Origin of the sequence: Novipirellula galeiformis, assembly GCF_007860095.1 — a bacterium.
In the GTDB taxonomy this organism is placed as follows: Bacteria; Planctomycetota; Planctomycetia; order Pirellulales; family Pirellulaceae; genus Novipirellula; species Novipirellula galeiformis.
In genome coordinates this window covers 625,512-648,495 of record NZ_SJPT01000002.1, presented here as the reverse complement: position 1 = coordinate 648,495, position 22,984 = coordinate 625,512, and the positions used below count along the sequence as shown (strand labels likewise).

The window sequence follows — 22,984 nt, the reverse complement described above, 5'->3', positions numbered from 1 at the left end:
AACCAACCCAGGCTGGAAACCTAGGCTGCGACGAAAGCCGGCAAACCAACATCAAGCTGGACGATGATTGCTGAAGAAAACAACAGCTAGCCCGTGCATGAGATCGATCAGATGAGGTGGTTGGGCGTGCGGATGACAAGATTGCGAAGTTCCATCATATCTTCCATCGCGAATCGAATGCCTTCTCGACCAAGACCGCTGTCTTTGACGCCGCCGTAGGGCATGTTGTCCACACGCCAACTTGGCACGTCACCGATCACCACACCGCCAACTTCCAACTCGTCCCAAGCCTGTTGGATCTTGTAGATGTCTCGCGTGAAAATACCTGCTTGCAAGCCGAACGCAGCGTCGTTGACTTCGTCCAACGCATCCTGAAAGTTGCTGAATCGGCTCATCACTGCGACTGGACCGAAAGCCTCTTGCGTACAAACGGGTTGGTCTTTCGGCACGTTTTCTAGCAACGTCGCGTCGAGCATTGCGGCGTCTCGCGTTCCGCCGCAGAGAAGTTTTCCACCCGCTGCAACCGCTGACGTGATCCACGACTGAAGCCGAGCGGCTTCCTGCTCTGAAATCATGGGACCGATGAACGTTGACTCTTCCTTCGGATCGCCAGCCACTAACTTGCTTGTCGCCGCGACCAGTCGGTCGCGCAGTTCGTTGTAAATGCTGTCGTGAGCCAGGATGCGTTGCACGCCGATGCAACTCTGACCCGATTGATAGAACGCGCCGAAGACAATCCGCTCCGTGGCGTCGTCTAGATCCGCGTCGGCATCCACGACACAGGCTGCGTTGCCGCCCAGTTCCAGCACGACTTTCTTCTTTCCGGCACGAGCCTTCAAATCCCAGCCGACGGCGGGCGAGCCAGTGAAGCTAAGCAACTTCAAGCGATCGTCCGTTGTGAACAAGTCGGCCCCGTCGCGGTGGCAAGGAAGGATCGAGAACGCGCCCTTGGGCAAGTCGGTTTCCGCGAGAACCTCGCCAATGATTAGCGCTCCGATCGGCGTGCGGCTGGCCGGCTTCAAGACAAACGGGCAACCGACGGCGATCGCAGGGGCGACTTTATGGGCGGCCAGGTTCAACGGGAAGTTGAACGGCGAGATAAACGAACACGGGCCGATCGGCACTCGCTTGTACATTCCGCGATAACCACGCGCACGCGGTGAGATTTCTAGGTTCATGACTTCGCCGCCGATCCGCACCGATTCTTCCGCAGCAATACGAAAGGTGTCGATCAGTCGAGACACTTCGCCACGACTGTCTTTGATCGGCTTGCCCGCTTCGATGCACAACGACATCGCCAGTTCTTCGGATCGTTCGGTGAATCGGGCTACGCAATGATTCAATACGTTTTGTCGTTCGTAAGGCGGCATGTGGCGCATCGGCTCGGCCGCCTGAACCGATGCGACAATCGCACGATCAATCGCCGCGGAGTCGGCCAATGCGACTTTCGTCGCCGTTTCACCTGTGTACTTGTCCGTTACGATGAGGTCCTGATTCGCAGCGACGGGTTCATTCGCAAGATAGTAGGGGTATGAATTCGCTAGCATGGTTTCTCCGAAACTGGCATTTGGATGTTTCTCTACAGGGTTCAAACTTGAACGCTATCGTCGCGTTGAGTGTTGTTCCGCGGTCAATTGGCCGTAGCCTAGGCTTCCAGGCTGGGTTTTGTCGCGGTCACACGCTAGAAGCCTAGGCTACGACTGAGTGCTTGAATCTCGTGATTGAGAATGCGGTCATTCTCCGAGTAATCGACGGGTACTTCAATCAGATGGACACCGGGCGAATCCAAGCATTGGGAGAGCAACGGCAGTAGTTCCTCACTCGACGCGACACGATGCCCGTTTGCGCCATAGGCTTCCGCGTACTTGACGAAGTCAGGGTTGCCGTAGTCCAGTCCGAAATTCTTCAGCCCCATGTTGGCCTGCTTCCATTTGATCATCCCATAGGCATCATCACGCAGGACCAAGACGACGAGATCGAGATTCAACCGCACGGCCGTTTCCAGTTCTTGCGAGTTCATCATGAAGCCACCGTCGCCGCAGATCGCCATAACTTGCCGATCCGGATGGACCAATTTGGCTGCCATCGCCGACGGCAGCCCGGCTCCCATCGTTGCCAGGGCGTTATCGAGCAACACCGTGTTCGGCGCGGTTGCCTTGTAGTTTCGCGCGAACCAAATCTTATAAACTCCGTTGTCGAGTGCGACGATTCCGCGTTTTTGCACTGCGTTTCTAACGTCCGCAACCAGCCGTTGTGGATAAATTGGAAAGCGATCGTCGTCGGCACCTTGGGCAACGCTGGCCTCGGCCGCTTTGCGAACCGTCATGAAGCGAGAGAAGTCCCAATGCGGATGTGGCTTTAGCTCCCCCATCAACCGCCAGATGCTATTTGCGATATCGCCTACGACCTCGACTTGCGGAAAGTAGACCGGATCGACAGACGCCGATGAGAAGTTGACATGGATGACTTTGACGCCGCCGGCGTGCATGAAGAACGGTGGCTTTTCGACCACGTCATGGCCGACATTGATGATTAGATCTGCCGCCTCGAATGCTCGGTGCACGAAGTCATTCGACGAAAGAGCTGTGTTGCCGAGAAACAACGGGTCTCGCTCGTCGATGACGCCTTTGCCCATCTGAGTCGTTGCGAAGGGGATACCCAACTTGGCCACGAACTGCCGAAGCATGTTGCACGTCCGTTTGCGGTTCGCGCCGGCACCCACTAACAACAGGGGCGACTTGGCAGCACGGATCATCTCTACAGCCGCGTGAATGGACTTGTCTTCGGCGACCGGCCGCCGGACGAGGCTGGCGGGAATCGGTACCTCGCCGACCTGCTCGGCGGCGATGTCTTCGGGCAATTCAAGGTGCACTGCGCCAGGTTTTTCTTCTTGTGCGAGGCGCATCGCTTCGCGCACGCGTGATGGGATGTTGGCTCCGCTAACAAGTTGCCGCGTGTACTTCGTCAACGGACGCATCATGTCGACGATGTCAATGATCTGGAACTGACCTTGCTTACTCGTCTTGACTGGCTTTTGCCCCGTGATCATCAGCATCGGCATGCCGCCCAGCTGCGCGTAAGCGGCGGCTGTAACCAAGTTGGTTGCCCCCGGCCCAAGTGTGGAGAGACAAACGCCCGACTTGCCTGTCAGCCGTCCATAGGTTGCTGCCATGAAACCGGCAGCTTGTTCGTGCCGAGTGAGGATCAGCCGGATATTCGACCTCGATAGTGAATCGAGGAAATCGAGATTCTCTTCACCTGGAATCCCGAAGACGAACTCAACGCCTTCGTTCTCGAGGGCTTTGACAAATAGATTAGAGGCTTTCATTGTTATTCCTGTTCATGGTGGATGACGCGGACTCATTGGAGTCATTCCCGCTCCGCTGCTTCGGCGACGGCGGCGGCCACACGAGGTGCGACGCTGCGGTCTAACGGATCGGGCAATACTCGTTCCGGTGACGGATCGGTTGTTGCGGCGGCCAACGCGCGGGCGGCAGCGATTTTCATTTCTTCCGTGATCGCACATGAGGACGCATCCAAAGCGCCACGAAAGATTCCTGGAAAAGCGAGCACGTTGTTGATCTGGTTGGGAAAGTCGCTGCGTCCTGTACCAACGACGGCGGCACCTCCACTTCGCGCCACGTCCGGCATGATCTCAGGGATGGGGTTGGCCATCGCCAAAACGATCGAGTCCCTTGCCATTTTGGAAACGTCGTCCGCGGAAAGTAGACCTCCCTTACTGACGCCGATAAAGACATCTGCTCCGGCAAGCACATTTTGAAGCGTGCCGGTGCGATGCTTGCGATTCGTATACCGCAGCAGTTCGCGTTTGTAGTCGGCTAAATCGTCACGGCCGTTGTGAATCGCTCCCTTCGAGTCACACACAATGACATCATCTACGGGGACGCAGACATTGGGAGAGTGACCGACACAACGCAGCAGACGTGCGATGGCCGTGCCGGCAGCACCCGCTCCGTTGATCACGACTTTCATTTGGGTGATATCGCGACGGAGCACTTTGGCTGCGTTAAGCAGCGCAGCGAGCAGGACGATCGCCGTTCCGTGTTGATCATCGTGAAAGACTGGAATGCCGATGTCTTGCAACTGTTGCTCGACGGCAAAACACCGTGGAGCCGAGATGTCTTCCAAATTGATACCGCCGAAAACGGGAGCAATACGCCGAACGGTAGCAACGATCTCGTCAACGTCCTGTGCGTCGAGGCAAATTGGCCAAGCGTCAATGTTGGCGAACTCCTTAAACAGCAGCGACTTGCCTTCCATCACCGGGATCGCTGCATGCGGGCCAATGTTGCCCAGTCCCAAGACCGCCGATCCGTCGGTCACCACGGCAACGCTGTTTCGTTTGATCGTTAGTTCGCGAGCTTTGCTGGCGTCGCTCGCGATTACTTCACACGGGCGCGCAACTCCGGGGGTGTAGGCCAACGACAAATCATCACGGTTTGCGATCGGCATCTTTCCCACGATGCCGATCTTTCCACGGAGTTGTTCGTGAAGGATCAGGCTGCGTTCAAAAAAATCGGTCATGATTGGTAAGTCCTTTGATTTAAACAACGCCGTAAGCCAGCATGGCGTCGGCCACTTTGATGAACCCCGCGATATTTGATCCACGAACATAGTTCACAAATCCGTCGGTCTGACCGTGCTCAACACACTTGTCGTGGATATCACGCATGATGGTCTTCAGTTTCTCGTCGACGTCTTCGCGACTCCATGAAAGTCGCAAGGCGTTTTGACTTTGCTCTAAACCTGACACCGCAACGCCGCCGGCATTGGCGGCTTTTGACGGACCGTATAGGATCTTGGCGTCAAGGAACGCATGAGCGCCAGCCAGTTCGGTAGGCATGTTGGCACCTTCGCTGACGGCTTTGACTCCGTTGCCAATCAAGGCATTCGCATCGTCCAGGTTGATCTCGTTCTGCGTGGCACATGGAAAAGCGACATCGCAAGGTACATTCCAGGGACGTTCATCGGCGTGGAACGTGACGCCGTCGAACTTGTCGGCATACTCCGAGATTCGTCCCCGACGCACCTCTTTGAGATCTTTGATGAACGCCAGTTTCTCGGCATCGATGCCCGCCCGATCGTGAACGAAGCCGGATGAATCGGACATCGTGACAACCTTGCCGCCTAACTCGTGGGCTTTCTCGGCGGTGTAGATCGCGACGTTTCCCGAACCCGATACCACACACGTCTTCCCCCTGAGGCTATCGCCGACCTGATTGAACATATTCTCGCAGAAGTAGACGCATCCGTAACCGGTGGCCTCGGTCCTGACGAGACTGCCGCCGAAGGTTAGTCCCTTGCCCGTTAAGATTCCCGCGAAGCGATTTTCGAGTCGTTTGTACTGCCCGAACAGGTAGCTAACCTCACGGGCACCGACGCCGATGTCACCGGCCGGAACGTCCGTGTCTTCGCCAATGTGGCGATGCAGTTCAATCATCAACGATTGACAGAATCGCATGACTTCGCGATCGCTCTTTCCCTTGGGGTTGAAATTCGCCCCGCCTTTAGCCCCACCCATCGGTAGTCCGGTGAGACTATTCTTGAAGGTCTGCTCGAATCCGAGAAACTTCAGGACGCTCAACGTTACGTCGGGATGCAACCGCATTCCGCCTTTGTACGGTCCAATCGAATTGTTGAATTGCACTCGCCATGCCCGATTTGCTCGAATGTTGCCAGCGTCGTCTTCCCAAGTGACGCGAAAGATGACGATGCGATCCGGCTCCGTCATCCTTTCGAGTATCTGAGCGTCTTTGTACTTACGGTGCTTTAGCACGAATGGCATGACGGATTCGACGAACTCCCGCACCGCTTGGTGATACTCCTGTTCCCCGGGATTCCGCCGTTCAAGCCCGTGCATGAAGCAGTCCGTTTCTTCGCATTGTTCAATCCACATTCAATCGTCTCCAACTTCTCAGGTATAGTTGTCCGTGCACTGAATCATGCCACCGGTGTCAATCTCTTGTTAAAGGCCCTCACTCAGCCAACGTTCGTTTGCCCCCCGTTCCTCGATGCGAGCGGTGCCCAAACGGCAAGCATGTTGTTTGGCCAAGTGAAAGTTTGCGTGCCGCATTCGTGCAAGCTAAAGAGGTGACGACGGACGCTAGAATTTCTTACACGAAAATGCGTATCATCCAACCAAAATCCGTCGATGGTCGCTCACCGCGATTCAAAACAGATGCGATCCCAGCGGTAGCGTGAAACGTACACTCTCGGACGCAACGCCAATCAATCACACATTCCAGGAGAACGAGTGTGCCCAATACTACAGATCGTTTCCCCCAAGTCGCCGTAAACGCGTTACCGCATTTGACGACGGAGCAGATGATCGAAGTCGATCGTGCAATGATCGAGGACTATGGGATTGTGCTTCTCCAAATGATGGAAAACGCGGGACGCGGATTGGCCCGGCTAGCTGCTACACGATTCCTGGGCAATTCGCTTCGCGGCAAGAATGTGGTTGCACTTGCGGGGCGGGGCGGTAATGGCGGAGGTGCCCTGGTCGCAGCTCGCCGGCTGCACTGTTGGGGAGCGAACGTTTCTGTCCTTCTCACCAAGCCTAGCGGCGCGTTCGAAGGCGTACCGGCTCATCAACTCTCGATCGTCCAACAGCTTGGCATTCCGGTTGACGATAAGTCGCTTCCCGGCCGTGAAGTCGATGTCATCCTGGACGGGGTGATCGGATACAGCCTGCGGGGAAATCCAAGGGGGCGCGCAGCGGACTTGATTCGTTGGTCCAACCAACAGCCGGCGCCCACCCTCGCATTGGATACACCATCCGGGATTGACGCTGCCTCCGGCGGGGTGTCCGATACGTCGATTCTAGCAGCAGCGACATTCACATTGGCCCTACCCAAGTCGGGCCTATTCTCCGCGGCCGGCTCGCGTCATGTCGGAGAGTTGTACCTGGGGGACATCAGCGTTCCACCGTCACTCTACGCAGCAATGGGGCTGACCATTCCGCCCTCGCTGTTTGCCGAGAGCGACATTGTTCGCCTTGTTTGAACGAAGCCTAGGCCACTTCATGGCGGCAAGAGCCGTACGGAAGTCATCAACGTTTCAGTAAGTAACGTCAACGTCTAACGCAGAAGATGGCATGCCTTTGATCTAAGCAGGTCAATATGAGACGTTCAACATAATGATCTGAGCCGACGGCACTACCCGGGGGCATGTTTCCCACACAATTTACCGGCCCGCGGCTAGCGGCGTCGGCTCACAGAATGACCGGCGTTTAACCGGAAGATACCGAAAGACATGCTTATCGCGGCTGTTTGTTCTTTAAGCTGTTGAGCTTCCAATCGTAGGGCAGCCAGTCAGGGTGCGGGGCGGTGCCGTGGTCCAGAGCCTGCTTCAATTTGGTTGAGTAGCTAGCTGCAAACTGAGAAACGCTGCCGGCGACCTGCTCAAAATCATCTCCGTACCAGTTGTAGAGTTTGGTTAGCTCTAACTTGTTGGACGAGGTATCGAAGGTGAACCACGTTTTGTGATGATGGACGTACTCGGTCTGCTCTTGCAATTGTTCTTCAATTCGATTTGCCACGTACGCCTCATTACGCAGTGGTGGACATCCAACCGCTGCACACACCAACGCGAAATGGACGCGTGGCTCGGCGAACTTGGGGCGAATCTGCTCATGCTCAATCTGATTCAGACTCAACTTGTGTCCGCCAATGTTGCAACGTATTGCGTCCCAACGTTCGGATTCGGGAATATCCATAATCGATTTCATTGGCATGTGATCGAGGATTAACTTTAAGGTCGACGCGTTGTAACCGTTGATCAGCAGGGCCAACTTTTCGTCGCGTCCAAACTCGTTAAACGGTGCAGCAGCGACCGCACTGAGGTAGCTGTCGAGTTTCGCTTCGTTGTCTTTCAGGCCTTCGTAGTCGACCCATCCGTTTTTGTCGACATGTTTCTTTAGCAAGGCATCCAGCGTCGAATGATCCATCGCCGGTCCTGCAGTATTCGCGGAATACGCTTCTTGAAGATCGACTTGCGGCGGTCCAAAAAGACTCGCTAATTTGCGTTCGATCGCCCCCGCATTGAGATGTGTATAGGTCGCAGTCGCGACAAGTAGCAGTGCAGCACTCGCCAAGATCACCGTGCTTCGTGTTCTCGGAGCTGACGGCACGTTAGACGATGTCCGAACGCTATCCGTCGGTTGGCCCTTTTCCGGTGCTTCGTGCACTTGTTCTTTTAGTTTGCGGTTAGCCAATCGTGTGACATATACCGTCACAACGGCTGTCGCCAATAGGCCAATCGCCAGCATCGCCCACTCGAACGTCGTGCGTTCTCGATCGGCGCCAACGGCTGCGCCAGTCACATGCCCGAGGTAAACGTACAGAAATGTGCCAGGAAGCATCGCAATCCAACTGGTCACGGCGTAGGGCCAAAATCGGATCGGAGTCAGGCCGTACATGTAGTTCTGGGCATTGAATGGAATCGCAGGAGAGAGACGCAATAGGCCGACAATTTTCCAGCCTCCCTCCTCGATGGCTCGATCAATCGCACCAAAGTGGCGGTTGCCGCTCGCCATCGCCGCAACTTTATCGCGTGCTCCGTAGCGAGCGATCAGAAACGCCAAGCAGGCTCCTAACGTCGATCCAACGGAAACAGTGGCTGTCCCGACACCAAGCCCGAACATCGCGCCGGCCGCCAGACTCAGAATCGTGGCTGGAAAAAACAGCACCGTTGCGACAATGTACAGAAGGGCCAAGACGATCGGCCCCCAGAATTCCAATCCGGAGATCCAGCCTTTCGCTGCTGACATAGCTTGGTCAAACGGAAGCGAACGGACGAGCGTTAAAAGTGAAGCTAGAATGCACAGGGTCGACACCCAGCGAATGACGAGATTGAGTCGGTTCGGACCGGTTCTAAAGTGTCTTTGTGTTGGCTGACCTGAGGCATCCATGCTAGCCGCGGTCGTCTGGTTATTGATCGTTTCCATTATTGGAGCCCTTGGATTGCGGTGATTCGTAGCCGGGGAGCTACGCTCTAGCAGTTACACGAAGTCGACGCATTCGTCAGGATTTCCTTACAAAACTATTTGGCGAGACGGTTCAACGCTGCCACGTTCGAAAGCGCCGACACAACGTAGGGAGCGATGTAGGTCAGGCGAATCTTGAACAGATGACGCGATCTGAATTCGCCGTTGAGAAGGATGTCCCCGTGATGGATGGCTGTCAGGTTCGTTCCAACCACGATGCTGTGGACATGCCCACGCCAAACAGTGGACGGGGCAAATGCCAGACGGGGCAAATGTCAGACGAAACCAATCATGCACTCTGAGTACCGGCCGTTTCAGCCACGGTAGCAACCTGATCATCCGTCAGCAAAGAAAATCCCAGCGTTGTGAGATTCGACACAGACGCTTGGCCGGTACGAGGCGACGATAGAGACATGCAACGACGTCGGAAGCGAGACGTCAGAAACGATAGCACGTCAGAGACGTAGGCTAGGCTTGTAGCCTGGGATCACTTCAAACCCAGGGTAGCAGCATACGCTACGTTCGCCTTCACAAGAGATAGAGGAACGAGGTCATGGTCCGCCAAAATTTTGAAGCTCATTCAGATTGGGACGAATGTACGCCAGGCACTATCGGTGTATTGCAGAATCGGTTCAACGCCGATCGTCGACGTAAGTCTGTCGCTCGCATTGGTGCTCCGATCGTTGTAATGGCAGCGCTAGGAATGGGCGTTTGGAACTTCGCTGGATCTGGCATTCCACCGTCGCACCAAGAACCGCTTCGCGAGTGCAACTTCGGTGGCGTGACGTGCAGCGAAGTCCAAGCCTCCATGCAGCAGTTTGTGATGGGGCAATTGAAACCAGACCAGCGAAATGCGTTCACTTCTCACCTTCAGCAGTGTCCGGCTTGCCAAGCAAAGATGGACGCGATGAAGAGGGCCCATATGCCGTTTGTGGACAATAATCCACTCGGCAATTCGCCAAACGTTTTTCAAACGCACAAAACTCTGCTGGCGTCGAACGTAGATTGATAAGACATGACCACGACGGTGTGTGGTCGAAACCGTCCTGCTACCGTCAGAGCAAACCATTTGTGCGGCACAGCGGATACGAACGGCCGTCCCAAACTGTTTTTGCGGAGCGCTGAGGTGCCAGTGTCAACCGTATCGACTGTGCAAGTGCGGTAGAGTCCTAGCCTGCTTCATGAAACAGGTTGCGATCGAACTGTTTCGTCAACACCTAATCGACGGTGTCGAATGTGAAACCACGAACAGCTTCAATTGACTACTGCATCCACTGCGTTAGTTTGCGTTTATCGGCAACACCTGACTGTCGATTCACAACTCGACCGTCCTTGACCAACATCAACGTCGGTATTCCTTCCACTTGTAGTTGTTCAGCGATTTGTGGGTGGTCGTCAATATTGATTTTAATCATCATTGTTCCGTGCCTTGCCGCTTCCTGCTCCATGTCGTGGAGAATCTTTCCCTGTATTTTGCAGGGACCGCACCAGTCGGCGTAGAAATCGAGCAAAACGGGTCCGTGTGCGTTATTGACCTTTGCCATCAAGTCTTCGCCTGGGGCTAGGGTAACAAGCGTTGATTGGTGCGGAATGCCTGCGGAGTCGGTGCTGACGAGTGTTTCTTTTCGTTGAACCACCTGCGGGTCGCTTGCGTCTAATTCCTGCATCACAAGCGATTCAGATAGAAGAGCGTCCATGTCGCTTGAGGAGGTCTTGCGAAATGCCATTGTGCCCCCGACCGTGCAGCCGGAAAAGAACACGATTGCAAAAAGCAACACAATTAGGGTGGCAAGACGAGTGACTTTCATTGGATGACCAGTTGGTTCGGTTGATGAAGGAGGTTGGTTACCGAAATTGTTGTCTGAGCAATTGCGTTTGACCGACTCTTTCCGCCGTGAGAGGCGAGAAGGATTTAATAAATCCAAAGCTCGTCAATAAGGATGCCCGACGATTGCTTACAAAGGTCTCAGTTGATCCTTGCGACTGAAATCGTCCAATAGCAACTCGCAACTTGGTGAGACCGCATACGGTTCGGTAAAAGGATTCGGCCCGCGAATGCGATTGACGGGACCGAAGCACAGCACGCATTCCTGTGACGATGAAGGGATCCAATGAAACGCAACCAGCCCATCTAACCAAGGCAGGAAACTTGAACGATCTCAACGGCCCTCTTAGCGAATCGGTCTGGGGTGTCATTCTGTCAGTCAACGAAGAAAAGTTCGTCGCTCTTGACTCATGTGACTTTCCGTGCGTCACCGGAGCCATCGTGGTCGAAGATGGTTGCACGGACGACACGGCTTTCGTTGCATAGAAATCATGTGCGAACGTCGTACCGGAGTCGCTGTGCGGATACGGAGCGGCATGCGTCTGGGGGTTGGAGAAGCTTCGCCTTCTGATCAACGAGCGACAAGCGTCTCTCTATGTCGTTGCCCTGATCCATTTCCCCACTTTGACAATCACGAACTACGGGCTAATGCCGTGACGTAGCATAGGCTTCCAGCCTCGGTTTTGTTCTGGTCCCAGGCTGGAAGCCTAGGCTACGAGTTCAGGCTTGGTGCGTTTCGGTGCACTGATATCGCTAATTGCTCCGCTTGCACCAAGACAATCCGTTGCCGGCCAACATCGACCAGACCCTCCGATTTTAGTTGACCAAGCAAAATGGTCACTGTTTCGCGGGTGCTGCCCATCAGGTTTGCGATTTCCTGATGAGCTAATTTGATCCTCAGATGTATCCCCTCGGAATCTTGAATGCCAAACTGCTCTGCTAGGTCGAGCAACAAGTGAACTAAGCGGTCTCGATTGGAATGCCGATGACGTCCGAGCATCATTCAACGTATCAACGGGTAGGAAGAAGTTTCACCGCTTGTTAGCCGTGCGGGGGCATTGCTTGCGCAATTTTTTGCTTCGCGGCGTCAGATAATTTCACCACATTGGACATTTCTTCACTGGTCCATCGCTCCGCCTCATTAGGAATTCGTTCTTTCAGCACAACCTGATTACGGCGAAACGCAGAGCAAAGCTGACACATGCTCCGATGTATCCAAACGGAAATCTGCTTGCTTAGAGGCAAGGGATGATCGAGCGACTCAGAAACGAGTTTGGTAGTTTCTTTGCACGACAACATGACGGGGTAATGCGGTTATGTTTTTCTTTTGACACCAACGCTACTTAATACCGTTGGCGAGACGGGCCCGTGCACGGTGCAGCAACACCCACAAATAAGACGTACTGATCTCCAGTTCCTTACAAATTACGTCTGTTTCAAAATCGTTCATCTCTCGCAGCATAAACACGCTGGAATGCCACCCAGGCATCGATGTCAAGCACGCTTAAAAATCCGGCAAAAATTCCTGCGGTTCAACGGAATCCAGTGGCTCAAGCAGAATTGTGCCGACGTTTTGTGTCCAAGTCCCACTACGATCGAAGATTGAATCGAATGGAGCGCGTGTATCCAAACCGTCTGCCCGTTCCTCCATCGATGCTGACCGATTGCGTTGCCCGCTTTATCAAGCAGAGGGTGGAAGTAGTCTTGGTCGATAGCTCGATGGAGTTGACATTGAGCGTTGGAGGTGCGGCCTGAGCAAGACCAATGAAATCACTGTCCTGTCCAACGGTCAGACGAAGGTCGAAACGCAGGGCTTCGTTGGCGCGGAGTGTCGCCAGGCCAGTCAATTGGTTGAGCGGGAGCTGGGCCACCAGACAGACGAGGTGCTTAAGACGAAGTTTCACCAGACCGCTACGCCGCAAAATCAAATCCGACAGTGCGAGTTATTCACCGACCACCTTTCCACTCGATAACTTATTTTGGGGTCCCTTGATCACATTGATTGTCCAGGCTCGGAAAGGACGTGCCTGCGTGCTTCACCGGCATTTGGATTGAAAGCCACCAGCACCACGATGCTCATGTGGTAATCCTCCGATCGCTTATCTGGAAAATGTCTTAACGTGATTCTTGTAGAGACCCTAAGGGCAATACACCGGAATGGTAAGTGGCACCCAATATAGCGGACCCAAAGCACCGTAGCTGGCTGATTCGCACGAAACCGGGTACGCTTTCTTGGAATCCTTACGACGCTATACGGCACTGATTGAAAATAGATATGAAGACGAGAATTCTTGGAAATAGCGGTCGCTCGGTTTCCGAAATCGGCCTGGGATGTTGGCAATTGGGCGCCGATTGGGGCAGCGTTAGTGAGCCGCAAGCGATGCAGATATTGGAAACAGCGTGGGACCACGGCATTACGTTTTTTGATACTGCCGATGTCTACGGCAGCGGGCGGTCCGAGAAGCTGATCGGGCGATTCATTCAACAGCATCGCGATCAAGTCTTTGTTGCCACCAAAGTGGGTCGCCAAAACTATCCTGGTCCGTATTCTGCCGAAGTTCTCAAACAGCATCTATGCGAATCGATCAGCCGCCTGGGGGTCGACAGCTTGGACTTAGTGCAACTGCATTGTGTACCATCCGAAGTCATGTCCGCGGGAGACATATTCGACTGGCTGCGAAAATTCAAACGCGACGGATTGATCAAAAATTTTGGCGCGAGCGTGGAGTCGATGGACGAGGCGGTTAGCATCCTCGAGCAACCCGAATTGACGTCTCTGCAGATTATTTTTAATGTCTTCCGCCAGAAACCCATCACCACTCTGTTTGACCGAGCCAGGGATCAGGGTGTGGGGATCATTGTGCGGTTGCCGCTGGCCAGCGGACTGCTGGCGGGAAAGTTCACGAACGAGACCCAATTCGCCGACGACGACCACCGCAATTACAATCGCAATGGTGATGCGTTTAATGTCGGCGAAACCTTTGCGGGTCTGCCCTTTAAAATAGGCGTTGCCCTGGCCGACCAGATCAAAACCATGGTTCCCGCCGACATGACGATGGCCCAGTTTTCCCAGCGGTGGATCCTGGATCACGAAGCGGTGACCACGGTTATCACCGGAGCCTCCAAGCCGTCACAAGTGGCGGACAACACCGTGGTGTCGGACTTGGAGCGGTTGAGTGAGCAAACGCACCGACAGCTTGCGGAGTTTTACGCGTCGTCGATTGAAGCTGAAATCCGAGGCGTTTATTAGTGAGTCCCTCACGCTCGGGTGATCGTTGCTCGGGTGATCGTCATCATGTTTGCTCTTTCAGCCTGATTGTGAATCCTGTCGCAAGGGAAGGAAAAGGTCCCGGACTCAAATTGACACATGAGTCCGCGTACCTTTTCTTCGCCGTCGGTTATCTACCGCCCCACAGACCGGAATTCAATGCAATCGAACGTTTTCGGAGAAAGACCAAATGCCAACTCATACCCGAACACACATAGGTACGGATCCCAGAGCTGCTTGCGTCCCTTACTGCAACACTTAGTGGGTTCGACGAAGTATCATAGACGCCTTCACATCAATCGTTACGCCGAATGCAATGTTCCGACGTGCTTAGCGTAAAAAAGAAGACGGCCCACGCAAGACGTATGTCGATTTTGAATCCAGCCCTGTTTCGCTTAAGGTGGCGGCACCCATGAATCATCGTATCCGTTCTTTCTTCGTCATCGGCGTCGCCATTCTGATTGCCATCTCGGTTGGAACCACCCATCTAAGAGCTGATGGCACCAGTCTTTACGGCAGCGTGTCGCAGACGGGAGAGGGCATCTCACAATCGTCACTCGCAGCACCTCTCGCCGCAGACCGCTGGGAGGCGACGCTCGAGCAACGACGCGAGCAGTGGCGAGAGATGATTGGACTGTCCCCTTTACCGGAGCGGTCGCCGCTGCAGGCGACTGTCACTGGCACGCTCGACCGTGGAGACTATGTCGTTGAAAAAATTCATTTCCAAAGTTTTGCCGGCGCCCACGTCACCGGCAATCTCTACCGGCCCGCGAAGGTCGAAGGAAAACTGCCTGCGGTGCTCTATCTCTGCGGGCATACCAAGGGCAAAGTTAACAACCCCTATCAACAGAACCCCCGCTGGTTCGGCCAGCATGGCTACATCGCGTTGGTGCTCGATCCGATTCAACTTGGCGAGTGCCAGGGATATCATCACGGCACCAATCGGGGCACACATTGGGAGTGGCCCAGCCGCGGCTACACTCCGCTTGGTACCGAGGTTTGGAACGGAATGCGCGCTCTGGACTACCTGTCGACGCGGTCTGACGTCGATCCCGAGCGTTTCGGTGTCACCGGCCTCAGCGGTGGTGGTGTGGTCTCCTGGGCACTCGGCGCTGCCGACGACCGGCTGAAGGTGGTCGTTCCCGTTTGCCAAAGCGGCAGCGTCGCCGGTGTGGCGCAGGATCGGTCGGTCGAGGGACACTGCGATTGCGCGTTCTGGATCAACTATCACCAGTGGGGTTGGCCCGACCTCGGCGCGCTGATCGCGCCGCGTGCGTTTCTAATCGCCTCCGGTAGCGAGGACCTGCTCTGGCGGCCTCGTCATTACCGCGATGTCGCCCACCGCATCCGTCACCAATACGTCGCGCTCGATGCTTCCGATCATTTCAACTTGGTCGAGGATCTAACACCGCACGGCTACACACCCAAACTTCGCAAGGCGGTTTTTACCTTTTTCAACACTCACTTGAAAAACGATCCGACTCCGGTCGAGGACGACGTCACTGATTTTCTCGAGCCGGAGGAAAACCTGCTTGTCTTCGCAGGTGAGCTGCCGAAAAACGACACATTGATCGACGCCGATAAACACATCGTCCATCGAGCTGCGCTCCCCGAGATCAGCAGTCAGGATGAATGGATCGAGCACCGCGACCAAGCCATCCGCAAGCTGCGTGGGACCACGTTTCAATCGATTTCTAAAGCGGCCTCTCCTTCGTATCTCGGTCGCCGCGACGACGGCCAAGCCAAACCCAATGTCGCTTACGACACTCTCTTGTTCCGCACCAGCGATGACATCGATCTGCAGATCCGATTGCGTCGCTACACCGACGCCTCTGCCGGAGCACCGGCCGTCGTCTATGCGATGCAGCCCGACTCGACGCGAACTTTTGCCGGCGGTGGTTCGTCGCGTCCCGGCATCCCAGCCCCGGTCATGACCGCCGGAGTTGAGGTCCGTGGGACCGGAATCACCTCGATCGGCCCGGGCTATTACTCGACCCTGCGACGCACTTATCCGATGCTTGGCCAGTCTCTTCCCGAACGTCAAACCAGCGATCTCATCGAGGCTTTCGGCTTGGTGCGACAACGATTGAACTCTGGCCCGACCGCTCTGTATGGTCGGGGCTCGACCGCACCAACGGCGATCTACGCCGCCGTACTGAACCCCGAGGTATCCGAGGTGATTCTCGCCGCTCCACCGGAGAGCCATGAGGACAGCGACACCCCGGAATTTCTCGGTGTTCTCCGCGTTGGCGACCTGCCCCACAACCTCGCTCTTGTCTATCCCCGCCCGATCACCATCATCGGCAAACTACCACCCGCTTATGAGTGGACGCGTGATCTCTATAAAAAGCTCGGAGCCGAAGACAAATTTCGCGTGATCAGTAGCACTGGCGCCTGGAAACCGTGGCAGTAGGTGAATCCAACAGCTGACCTTAAACTCCTCGTTGAGAACTCATGAAACGTCTCATTCTATCCATCACCGCTGCATTTTTATGTGCGCAAAATGCTTGTTTATTGGCTGTGGAGCCGCCGACCATTGTCACGTTTGGTGACTCGGTTACGGCACCACGCGGTAGAACAGCGGTTTACCCAGACCTGCTGGCCAATGATCTTTCCTACGATGGCAAGGACGTCAAGATCATCAATGCGGGAATCGGTAGCCACACCACGACGATGGGCAAAGCACGTTTTGAGAAAGATGTGCTCAATGTGAAACCGGACGTGGCGGTGATTATGTTCGGGATCAACGATGCCGCGGTCGATGTGTGGAAAGATCCCCCGGCGGACAAGCCACGAGTGTCCTTGGCCGACTACCGCAACAATCTCACTGAAATGGTTCAGGCTCTCAAATCGCGAGGGACGCGTGTGGTTTTGATGACTTCAAATCCGCTCTATTGGGCAGCGACGACGCTTAAACTTTATGACAAGCCGCCCTATCGACCGGAGGATGTCGATGGCTTCAATGTCGTGTTGCGTGATTATGTTTCCGCCGTGCGGGAGATCGCCAAAACGGAGGATGTTGGGTTGGTGGATGTTTTCGCTGCATTCGAGGCTTATGATGCCGAGCCAAAGCACAAGCCGGGAGCACTGAACCCGGACGGCATGCATCCGGGAGATGCCGGGCACCGCATCATTGCCGATCTGTTGATCGAACATTTTGCCAAGAGCGACCAAAAATTTGCCCGCAAGCCATTCACCGTTTGGCATCGCAGTGGCGATGTGGTGGAGATGCATCCGCGCTCGACCAATATTACCCACGACACCGAGCACCCCACCGTACTGGGACCGGCGCTGATTAAGCTCAGTGACGGGGCGGTGATGTCGGTTTACTCGACGCCGACGAGTTACGCAGGCAAGCCAGGCGAATGCTATATCGCCGCACGCACGACCCGTGACGGTGGCAAGACTTGGGAACCCGAACGCGAGATCACCCGTCTGCCGGACGGACGCTCGGCCCATCCCACCGCATTTCGCGCCCGCAACGGGACAATGCATTTGTTTTTTCTGGGCTACAAGCAGCATGCCTGGGACCGGAAAACGGAGAACCCTACTGAAAATACTCGCAGCGATCTGTGGACGGTGCGAAGTGGTGACGAAGGCAAGACCTGGAGCAAGCCGCAGATGATTTTTAAGGGATACACGGGAAGCACCAACGGTGCGGAGGAAACGAGCGGCGGAAATCTAGTGGTACCTTTCTCGCATTACGTGGCCAATCCGGGGCGGTTGGTCTCGCGGACCGTGGTGTCACGCGATGGAGGCAAGACGTGGACGCCAAGCAACCAAATCGACATCGGCGGAGCGGGGGACCATGCCGGTGCGGTGGAACCTTGCGTGATCGAGTTAAAAGACAAGCGTCTATGGATGGTTATTCGCACCGCCCGCAAATTTTTCTGGGAGTCATTTTCCGAAGATGGCGGACTCACTTGGTCGGAGGCAAAGCCGACCAAAATCAGGAGCAGCCATTCTCCCGGACATGTCATCCGCATGGCGGACGGGCGGCTGGCACTGGCGTGGAACCCGGACGGTCGAAAGGAGTTGAGCGTTGCTTTTTCACAAGACGAAGGGCACACCTGGACCGATTCGGTCGTGGTTGCTAGGGGCTTGGCAACCTATCCCTTCATCCTCGAAAACCAGCCAGGGGAACTGTGGGTTGGGTTCATCGATCCTCACGATGGCTGGGGAACGACGCCGCGGGCGATGCATCTGAAGATCGCGGTGCAGGATGTTGTCGCCGACACCAAGGCCACAGCCAGCCAGTGAGTGCTGAAGTTAAGCAAACTGACTCTCAAGACTAGAAACCAACTCCAGGACCTTGCTGACCATGAGACCCGTTCAATTCCACTCCTTGTTTGCAATCCCGCTATTGGCCGCGCTCGCGATTTTCACTCAGCCGAATCCTCTGGCTGCACAGGAGCCGACGGCGAAAGCGACGACCGCCGAAGAGAAGAAGCGGGAAAACATGGAGTTCTGCGCGGCGATCTGCGCCCATCATATCAGCTCCGGAATGTGGGTCGTGGGACGGGATTACCAACGGACTGCGGAAGAAGTCATCGCACAGGACATCGCCCCGTTCACGTATTTCGGCTGGCAACCCGATTTCAAATATCATGTCGATGAAGAACGCAAAATGGTCACGGTGACGGCTCCCGGCGCTCCGCCCCGCAGCGCGCGATACACCGGTGACCAAGGCAGCACGATTCTGCCACGCGGCAAAGAGGACGTTTTCTTCGAACCCGTCAAAGTGCCCCGCAATCTCCCCGCTGCTTCTACCCAGCAGTGGCCCATGGGCGAGATCGGAGCAACGACGCCTGTTCCCGATGGCGTTGACTCCAAAGCGGTGGCCGCGGCGCTCGATTGGGCGATGGCCCAGGAAGAGCAGAACACCCGCGCCTTTGTTGTCGCCTACGATGGCAAGATCATCGGCGAACGTTACGCCCCCGGCTGGACGAAAGACACACCGCAGATCAGCTGGTCCCAGGGCAAAAGCATCACTGCAACGCTGATCGCCATCCTCGTCGAACGCGGTCTTCTCGAGATTGATCAGCCGGCACCGATCAAGGAGTGGCAGGGAGACGCACGGAGCGAGATCCGGATCCGCGATCTGCTGCATATGAGCAGCGGTCTGGACTTCGGCAATCTTGGATTCGGGGGTGATAAGTTGACGACGGAAAACGAACACATGCGGGTTTACTTCGATTCCCTCAACGTGTTCGAGCACGTCATCGCAGCGCCTGCGAAGGTTCCGCCCGGAACGCGCTACTCCTATCTCAACAGCGACCCCTTGAGTCTCGGGAAAATCATTCGTGACACGGTCGAGGCTCAGGGAGAGGACTATCTCACCTTTCCACAGCGAGCTCTGTTTGACAAGATCGGTGCCCGCAGTCCGGTTCTAGAAACCGACCCGTGGGGTAACTTTATTCTGTCGGGCTACGACTACCTGTCTGCCCGCGACTGGGTCCGTTTCGGACTGCTCTATCTCCAGGATGGCGTCTGGCAGGGAGAGCGGATACTGCCCGAAGGCTGGACCGATTTCGTTATGACACCGGCGCCGGCCGACAAGAAACTGAACTACGGTGGAATGTTCTGGCTCAACCGGGCGCCACGGATGGATCAAGTCCCTGAGGACACGTATTGGCCGGCGGGTTTCATGGGGCAGGTCACGATGATCATTCCTTCCCGCAAACTGGTCGTCGTGCGAATGGGGCCCAGCGCCAAAGATGTCTATCCCTACATGAACGAAACGATCGGCCGCATTCTGAAAGCGATCCCGTGAATCCGGAGACTCCCCGTATCATGAGGAGGCTAACAGGGGACTGGCCGTTTTTGCTTGTTAAGCAGATAGGCAGGAGTCTTTCGGTAGCTTAGCCGTTTTAGCGTTAGCCACGGTTCCCACGTTCAACCGGGGCTAACTCCCAGCGTCTAATGGGATTTCTGCCATTCATTCCTGCCTAACTGCGTAAAAAGGAAATGAGGGCACCAAAATACTCGCCGGCGGATGGACTCGGTCACGGATCACGTTGCCACTTTCACACGTTTTCCTTTCAATTCTTTGGCCCCCTGGTCGCCGAACACATTGACGTCGAACTGCTTTCGGGGCATCTGTTCCTGTTCTTCAATCGACGACGCGACTGAATCAAAGTGCTGGCGGGGCCGAGCCGATAGGAAACGCGGTGCGGAAAAAGGGTGTCAGGCAGCGAAAAAAAATGGCGTGACACTCGACTTCGGTAGGTCCAGAGATTCGGTAGGCTCGGAGATACCAATCGATAACGCATTGATCGAATCCTTCAACGGACGCGTCCGCGCCGAACTCCTCAACGAAAATGGGTTCTTGTCGCTCACGCGACACAAAGGAGACGATCGAAGCTTGGCGTGTTGACTATAACCAACATCAATCCCACAGCGTTTCGGGGGACGCGGCCCCCAAAAAACTTCGTTTCATCTGGCAGGTCGCACCCGCCCCGATGAAGCATGGATTTTCTCACTGCCGTTGGTACAGAAAAGGGGAGCAGGTTAGGCAGACTCGCTTCAAGTCCGCCGCACCCGTGACGACATCCAGAAAGGGCATCAAACGTAGGCTCATGTCAGAGAAATTGAAAATTTCACAGAGATGCAATAAGTCAGGTTCTGGCACGGGTTAATGACGGCCTGCTCGGCGAACGCCGATCCACGCCGCCACCAAGAAAACCGTCATGTGAAACGCAATCACCATGAGACAAGCCGCGTCAGACGGCTGAAACTCAGTCACAGCTCGCTCCGTCTTCGGCAATCTCCCGGACAGCAAATATTGACCCCAAAAGATAATTGCCAAAATTTTCCCAAACCACTCCGAAGCTCCTGACAGCGACCCCACTACACCGCCCAAAATGATCTGCGGAATAACGGCTATCGGAACGATTGCGATTGCAGTCTCCTCTGATTTTGCCAAGGCGGAAATGGATTGTCCGAGTGCGGATCTCGTGAGCGCGAGCAAGCAGAGCGTCCCCAGCACCCCAAGGCCGCTGCCCGGCGGATCGAACCAAGCAAATGTAATGAGCCCCAAAAGCAACTGACATTGAGCAAAAACAGCAGATTCTGGGTCGTCGCAATTCGCGTCATCGGGTTGTTGTCGGACAAATCCGCATACCTCCCAAACTCGAGGCAAAGTAGCAGTCCGACTAAGACGGGCTGCCCCGCCAACGTTGCTAACGCAACCCTGTCATTGGCCCATACCGAAACTGTACCCGCCATCGTCATGGCCCCATTGTCATGGCCCAGCCATCGACCCTATCCACAAACGTTCCCTAAATATCCACGCTCGATCGGTTGCCTCATCACATCGCTTTGACGTCCAGGCCAATCAAACTTTCAAAGAGCTGCTCATGGAGTTTGACACATGCTTTGAAATACGAGGTGGTCTGACCACTGACGCGGGTAACGCCTTTGGCGATACGCAAGCTTTAAAGCGGCGTACAATTCAATGAAGCGGACACGACACACTTCAGCGCATAGGGGGCTGCTGCTACGGTGGACCTAGTCCTCCAGGAACTGAAAACGGCGACCCCCCGCGAACGCTGCCAAACTAAGCAAGAAACAAGAAAGCACAACAGCGATGCCCCACCCCACCATCCATCATGCAACGGTTGTCCTAGCAGTTCTGAGCGGGTTGCTGACGGCGTCAGCGATTGCCGAATCACCCGCTGAAAAACGCCTGCCGCATCCCGACGCGGTTCCCAACACCCATCCGCCGGGCGAAGTCGACAACCCAAAATTGGTTCGGTTCATCGTGAGAACTTCCGCGGACCTTCTGGGGATCGTGGTCGACGAAATGGACGCAAAACTGGTCGGCAAGTGGCAGTATTCCACACACACTCCGCCTTACGTCGGTGTGGGGTACCTGCACGACCAGAAACAGGGCAAAGGCACAAGCTCGGTCACCTATACGCCGAATCTGACCCAGGCGGGCACTTATGAAGTTCGCTTGTCGCATTGCTACAACGTACGGCGGTCCACCAACACGCCGGTGACGATTCATCATGCCGACGGGGAAACGACGCTGCGGATCAACCAACAACAGGTTCCCGAACACCAGCGGCTGTTTCGTACGTTAGGCAAGTTCCGCTTTGAAAGCGGCAAACAGGGGTGGGTGCGAATTTCATCCGATGGCACCGACGGCCAATATGTGATCGCCGATGCGGTGCAGTTCATCCCCTCTCCTTAATCCTCTGCCCCGCTGTTCGCTGCGGGGTTGTTCGCTGCGCTGCTGGGGGAAAGCAGAAATGTTTTGCCCCCTTTACCTTCGCAGACGCGGCAATAGAGCAGATAGGCAGGAGTCCTTCAGTGAATTAGCCGGTTTGGCGTGAGTGCTTCGTCATCGCTAAAGAGTCGGGTTTGACTGTAGTGGACGAGGCCACGAGTCCCTGGGATTCGTGGTAGGTAAGGGACTCGTCGCCTCGTCCACTACCCTAACATCGGGCTGTAACAGAACACTATCCGCGGTTCAACCGGGGCTAGCATCCAAGCGGCTACTGGGTTTTCACGCAACGATCCTGCATCTGTTCGGTCTCAATCATGAACAACTTCACCTATTACCACAACGGCATCCAACGTCGACTGACCAATGTGCATGGCGACGTTGTGAAGGAAGTGTTGGCATAAAGTACGCCACGCTCGTGTCGCGTGATGCAGTGGGGGAAAACCCGCGTTGTTTTGGTCTAACGGAATTTACCGGCCAGATCGCCAGCGCCCTGGTTTGCTCGATGGTTTCAAGCAGCCTCATCCCACGGAAAACCCCCGTCCCCTTTACGCCTTTCGATGCAAAGCGGCCATCGAAATAAGAGAAGACTGCTGCAATTAGAAGAGCCAGCCCGTCCCCTCAGTAGCCCCCAGTCAACACCCCAGCGAAGTG

Annotated in this window: 19 protein-coding genes and 1 pseudogene; 10 read left to right on the top strand and 10 right to left on the bottom strand. The window is 55.3% G+C overall.

Going from position 1 to position 22,984, the window contains the following annotated elements; all coding sequences use genetic code 11:
* Positions 1-107: 107 nt before the first annotated feature.
* The 4 genes from Pla52o_RS07435 to gdhA form a co-directional block, all read right to left on the bottom strand.
* Entirely contained in the window at positions 108-1,547 is a 1,440-nt protein-coding gene (locus Pla52o_RS07435) for an aldehyde dehydrogenase family protein (RefSeq protein WP_146593951.1), read from the bottom strand.
* 134 nt (positions 1,548-1,681) lie between these two features.
* Positions 1,682-3,328 carry an acetolactate synthase large subunit gene (locus Pla52o_RS07430; RefSeq protein ID WP_146593950.1) on the bottom strand — a complete coding sequence of 549 codons (1,647 nt, stop codon included), beginning with the start codon at positions 3,326-3,328 and terminating at the stop codon, positions 1,682-1,684.
* A gap of 41 nt (positions 3,329-3,369) precedes the next feature.
* Positions 3,370-4,545: an NAD(P)-dependent malic enzyme gene (locus Pla52o_RS07425; protein WP_146593949.1), complete on the bottom strand. Its 1,176-nt coding sequence runs from the start codon at positions 4,543-4,545 to the stop codon at positions 3,370-3,372.
* Between the two features lie 19 nt (positions 4,546-4,564).
* On the bottom strand, positions 4,565-5,917 hold the full coding sequence (gene gdhA / locus Pla52o_RS07420; protein WP_146593948.1) for an NADP-specific glutamate dehydrogenase: 1,353 nt from the start codon (positions 5,915-5,917) through the stop codon (positions 4,565-4,567).
* A 359-nt stretch (positions 5,918-6,276) separates the two neighbouring features.
* Between gdhA and Pla52o_RS07415 the strand changes: the two genes are divergently transcribed.
* A complete protein-coding gene (locus Pla52o_RS07415; RefSeq protein ID WP_146593947.1) occupies positions 6,277-7,026 on the top strand; it encodes an NAD(P)H-hydrate epimerase in 750 nt (249 codons plus the stop codon).
* Positions 7,027-7,279: 253 nt separating this feature from the next.
* On the opposite strand, the gene Pla52o_RS07410 is transcribed toward Pla52o_RS07415, so the two are convergent.
* Positions 7,280-8,791 carry a VTT domain-containing protein gene (locus Pla52o_RS07410; RefSeq protein ID WP_231612157.1) on the bottom strand — a complete coding sequence of 504 codons (1,512 nt, stop codon included), beginning with the start codon at positions 8,789-8,791 and terminating at the stop codon, positions 7,280-7,282.
* Between the two features lie 272 nt (positions 8,792-9,063).
* Positions 9,064-9,222, bottom strand: a complete 159-nt coding sequence (gene nrtS, locus Pla52o_RS27860) for a nitrate/nitrite transporter NrtS (protein WP_197169073.1) — start codon at positions 9,220-9,222, stop codon at positions 9,064-9,066.
* A 338-nt stretch (positions 9,223-9,560) separates the two neighbouring features.
* Here nrtS and Pla52o_RS07405 point away from each other — a divergent pair, with 338 nt between their 5' ends.
* Positions 9,561-10,016: an anti-sigma factor family protein gene (locus tag Pla52o_RS07405; RefSeq protein WP_146593946.1), complete on the top strand. Its 456-nt coding sequence runs from the start codon at positions 9,561-9,563 to the stop codon at positions 10,014-10,016.
* Positions 10,017-10,269: 253 nt separating this feature from the next.
* Here the strand turns inward: Pla52o_RS07405 and Pla52o_RS26740 are convergent, their stop codons facing one another.
* The 3 genes from Pla52o_RS26740 to Pla52o_RS28005 all read right to left on the bottom strand — a co-directional run bounded on the left by Pla52o_RS26740 (position 10,270) and on the right by Pla52o_RS28005 (position 12,131).
* Positions 10,270-10,932, bottom strand: a complete 663-nt coding sequence (locus Pla52o_RS26740; protein WP_197169072.1) for a thioredoxin family protein — start codon at positions 10,930-10,932, stop codon at positions 10,270-10,272.
* A gap of 612 nt (positions 10,933-11,544) precedes the next feature.
* Positions 11,545-11,832, bottom strand: a complete 288-nt coding sequence (locus Pla52o_RS07395) for a Crp/Fnr family transcriptional regulator (protein ID WP_231612179.1) — start codon at positions 11,830-11,832, stop codon at positions 11,545-11,547.
* Positions 11,833-11,873: 41 nt separating this feature from the next.
* On the bottom strand, positions 11,874-12,131 hold the full coding sequence (locus Pla52o_RS28005; protein ID WP_449289957.1) for an anti-sigma factor family protein: 258 nt from the start codon (positions 12,129-12,131) through the stop codon (positions 11,874-11,876).
* Positions 12,132-12,562: 431 nt separating this feature from the next.
* Here Pla52o_RS28005 and Pla52o_RS07390 point away from each other — a divergent pair, with 431 nt between their 5' ends.
* The 6 genes from Pla52o_RS07390 (at position 12,563) to Pla52o_RS26735 (ending at position 20,232) form a co-directional block, all read left to right on the top strand.
* A complete protein-coding gene (locus tag Pla52o_RS07390) occupies positions 12,563-12,805 on the top strand; it encodes a DUF2997 domain-containing protein (protein WP_315852938.1) in 243 nt (80 codons plus the stop codon).
* Between the two features lie 302 nt (positions 12,806-13,107).
* Entirely contained in the window at positions 13,108-14,082 is a 975-nt protein-coding gene (locus tag Pla52o_RS07385) for an aldo/keto reductase (RefSeq protein ID WP_146593944.1), read from the top strand.
* Positions 14,083-14,512: 430 nt separating this feature from the next.
* Positions 14,513-16,513, top strand: coding sequence for an alpha/beta hydrolase (locus Pla52o_RS07380; protein ID WP_146593943.1), 2,001 nt, complete (start codon positions 14,513-14,515; stop codon positions 16,511-16,513).
* Positions 16,514-16,554: 41 nt separating this feature from the next.
* Entirely contained in the window at positions 16,555-18,360 is a 1,806-nt protein-coding gene (locus Pla52o_RS07375; RefSeq protein WP_146593942.1) for an exo-alpha-sialidase, read from the top strand.
* Positions 18,361-18,445: 85 nt separating this feature from the next.
* A complete protein-coding gene (locus tag Pla52o_RS07370) occupies positions 18,446-19,873 on the top strand; it encodes a serine hydrolase domain-containing protein (protein ID WP_197169071.1) in 1,428 nt (475 codons plus the stop codon).
* A 194-nt stretch (positions 19,874-20,067) separates the two neighbouring features.
* Entirely contained in the window at positions 20,068-20,232 is a 165-nt protein-coding gene (locus Pla52o_RS26735; protein WP_197169070.1) for a hypothetical protein, read from the top strand.
* Positions 20,233-20,734: 502 nt separating this feature from the next.
* Here the strand turns inward: Pla52o_RS26735 and Pla52o_RS27855 are convergent.
* A complete protein-coding gene (locus Pla52o_RS27855; RefSeq protein WP_390620842.1) occupies positions 20,735-21,139 on the bottom strand; it encodes an ABC transporter permease in 405 nt (134 codons plus the stop codon).
* Positions 21,140-21,688: 549 nt separating this feature from the next.
* Here Pla52o_RS27855 and Pla52o_RS07355 point away from each other — a divergent pair.
* Together Pla52o_RS07355 and Pla52o_RS27850 are read left to right on the top strand one after the other, a co-directional pair.
* Positions 21,689-22,297 carry a golvesin C-terminal-like domain-containing protein gene (locus Pla52o_RS07355; protein WP_146593938.1) on the top strand — a complete coding sequence of 203 codons (609 nt, stop codon included), beginning with the start codon at positions 21,689-21,691 and terminating at the stop codon, positions 22,295-22,297.
* Positions 22,298-22,610: 313 nt separating this feature from the next.
* Positions 22,611-22,734: pseudogene (locus Pla52o_RS27850) on the top strand (DUF1501 domain-containing protein); the annotation flags it as partial.
* Between the last annotated feature and the right edge of the window lie 250 nt (positions 22,735-22,984).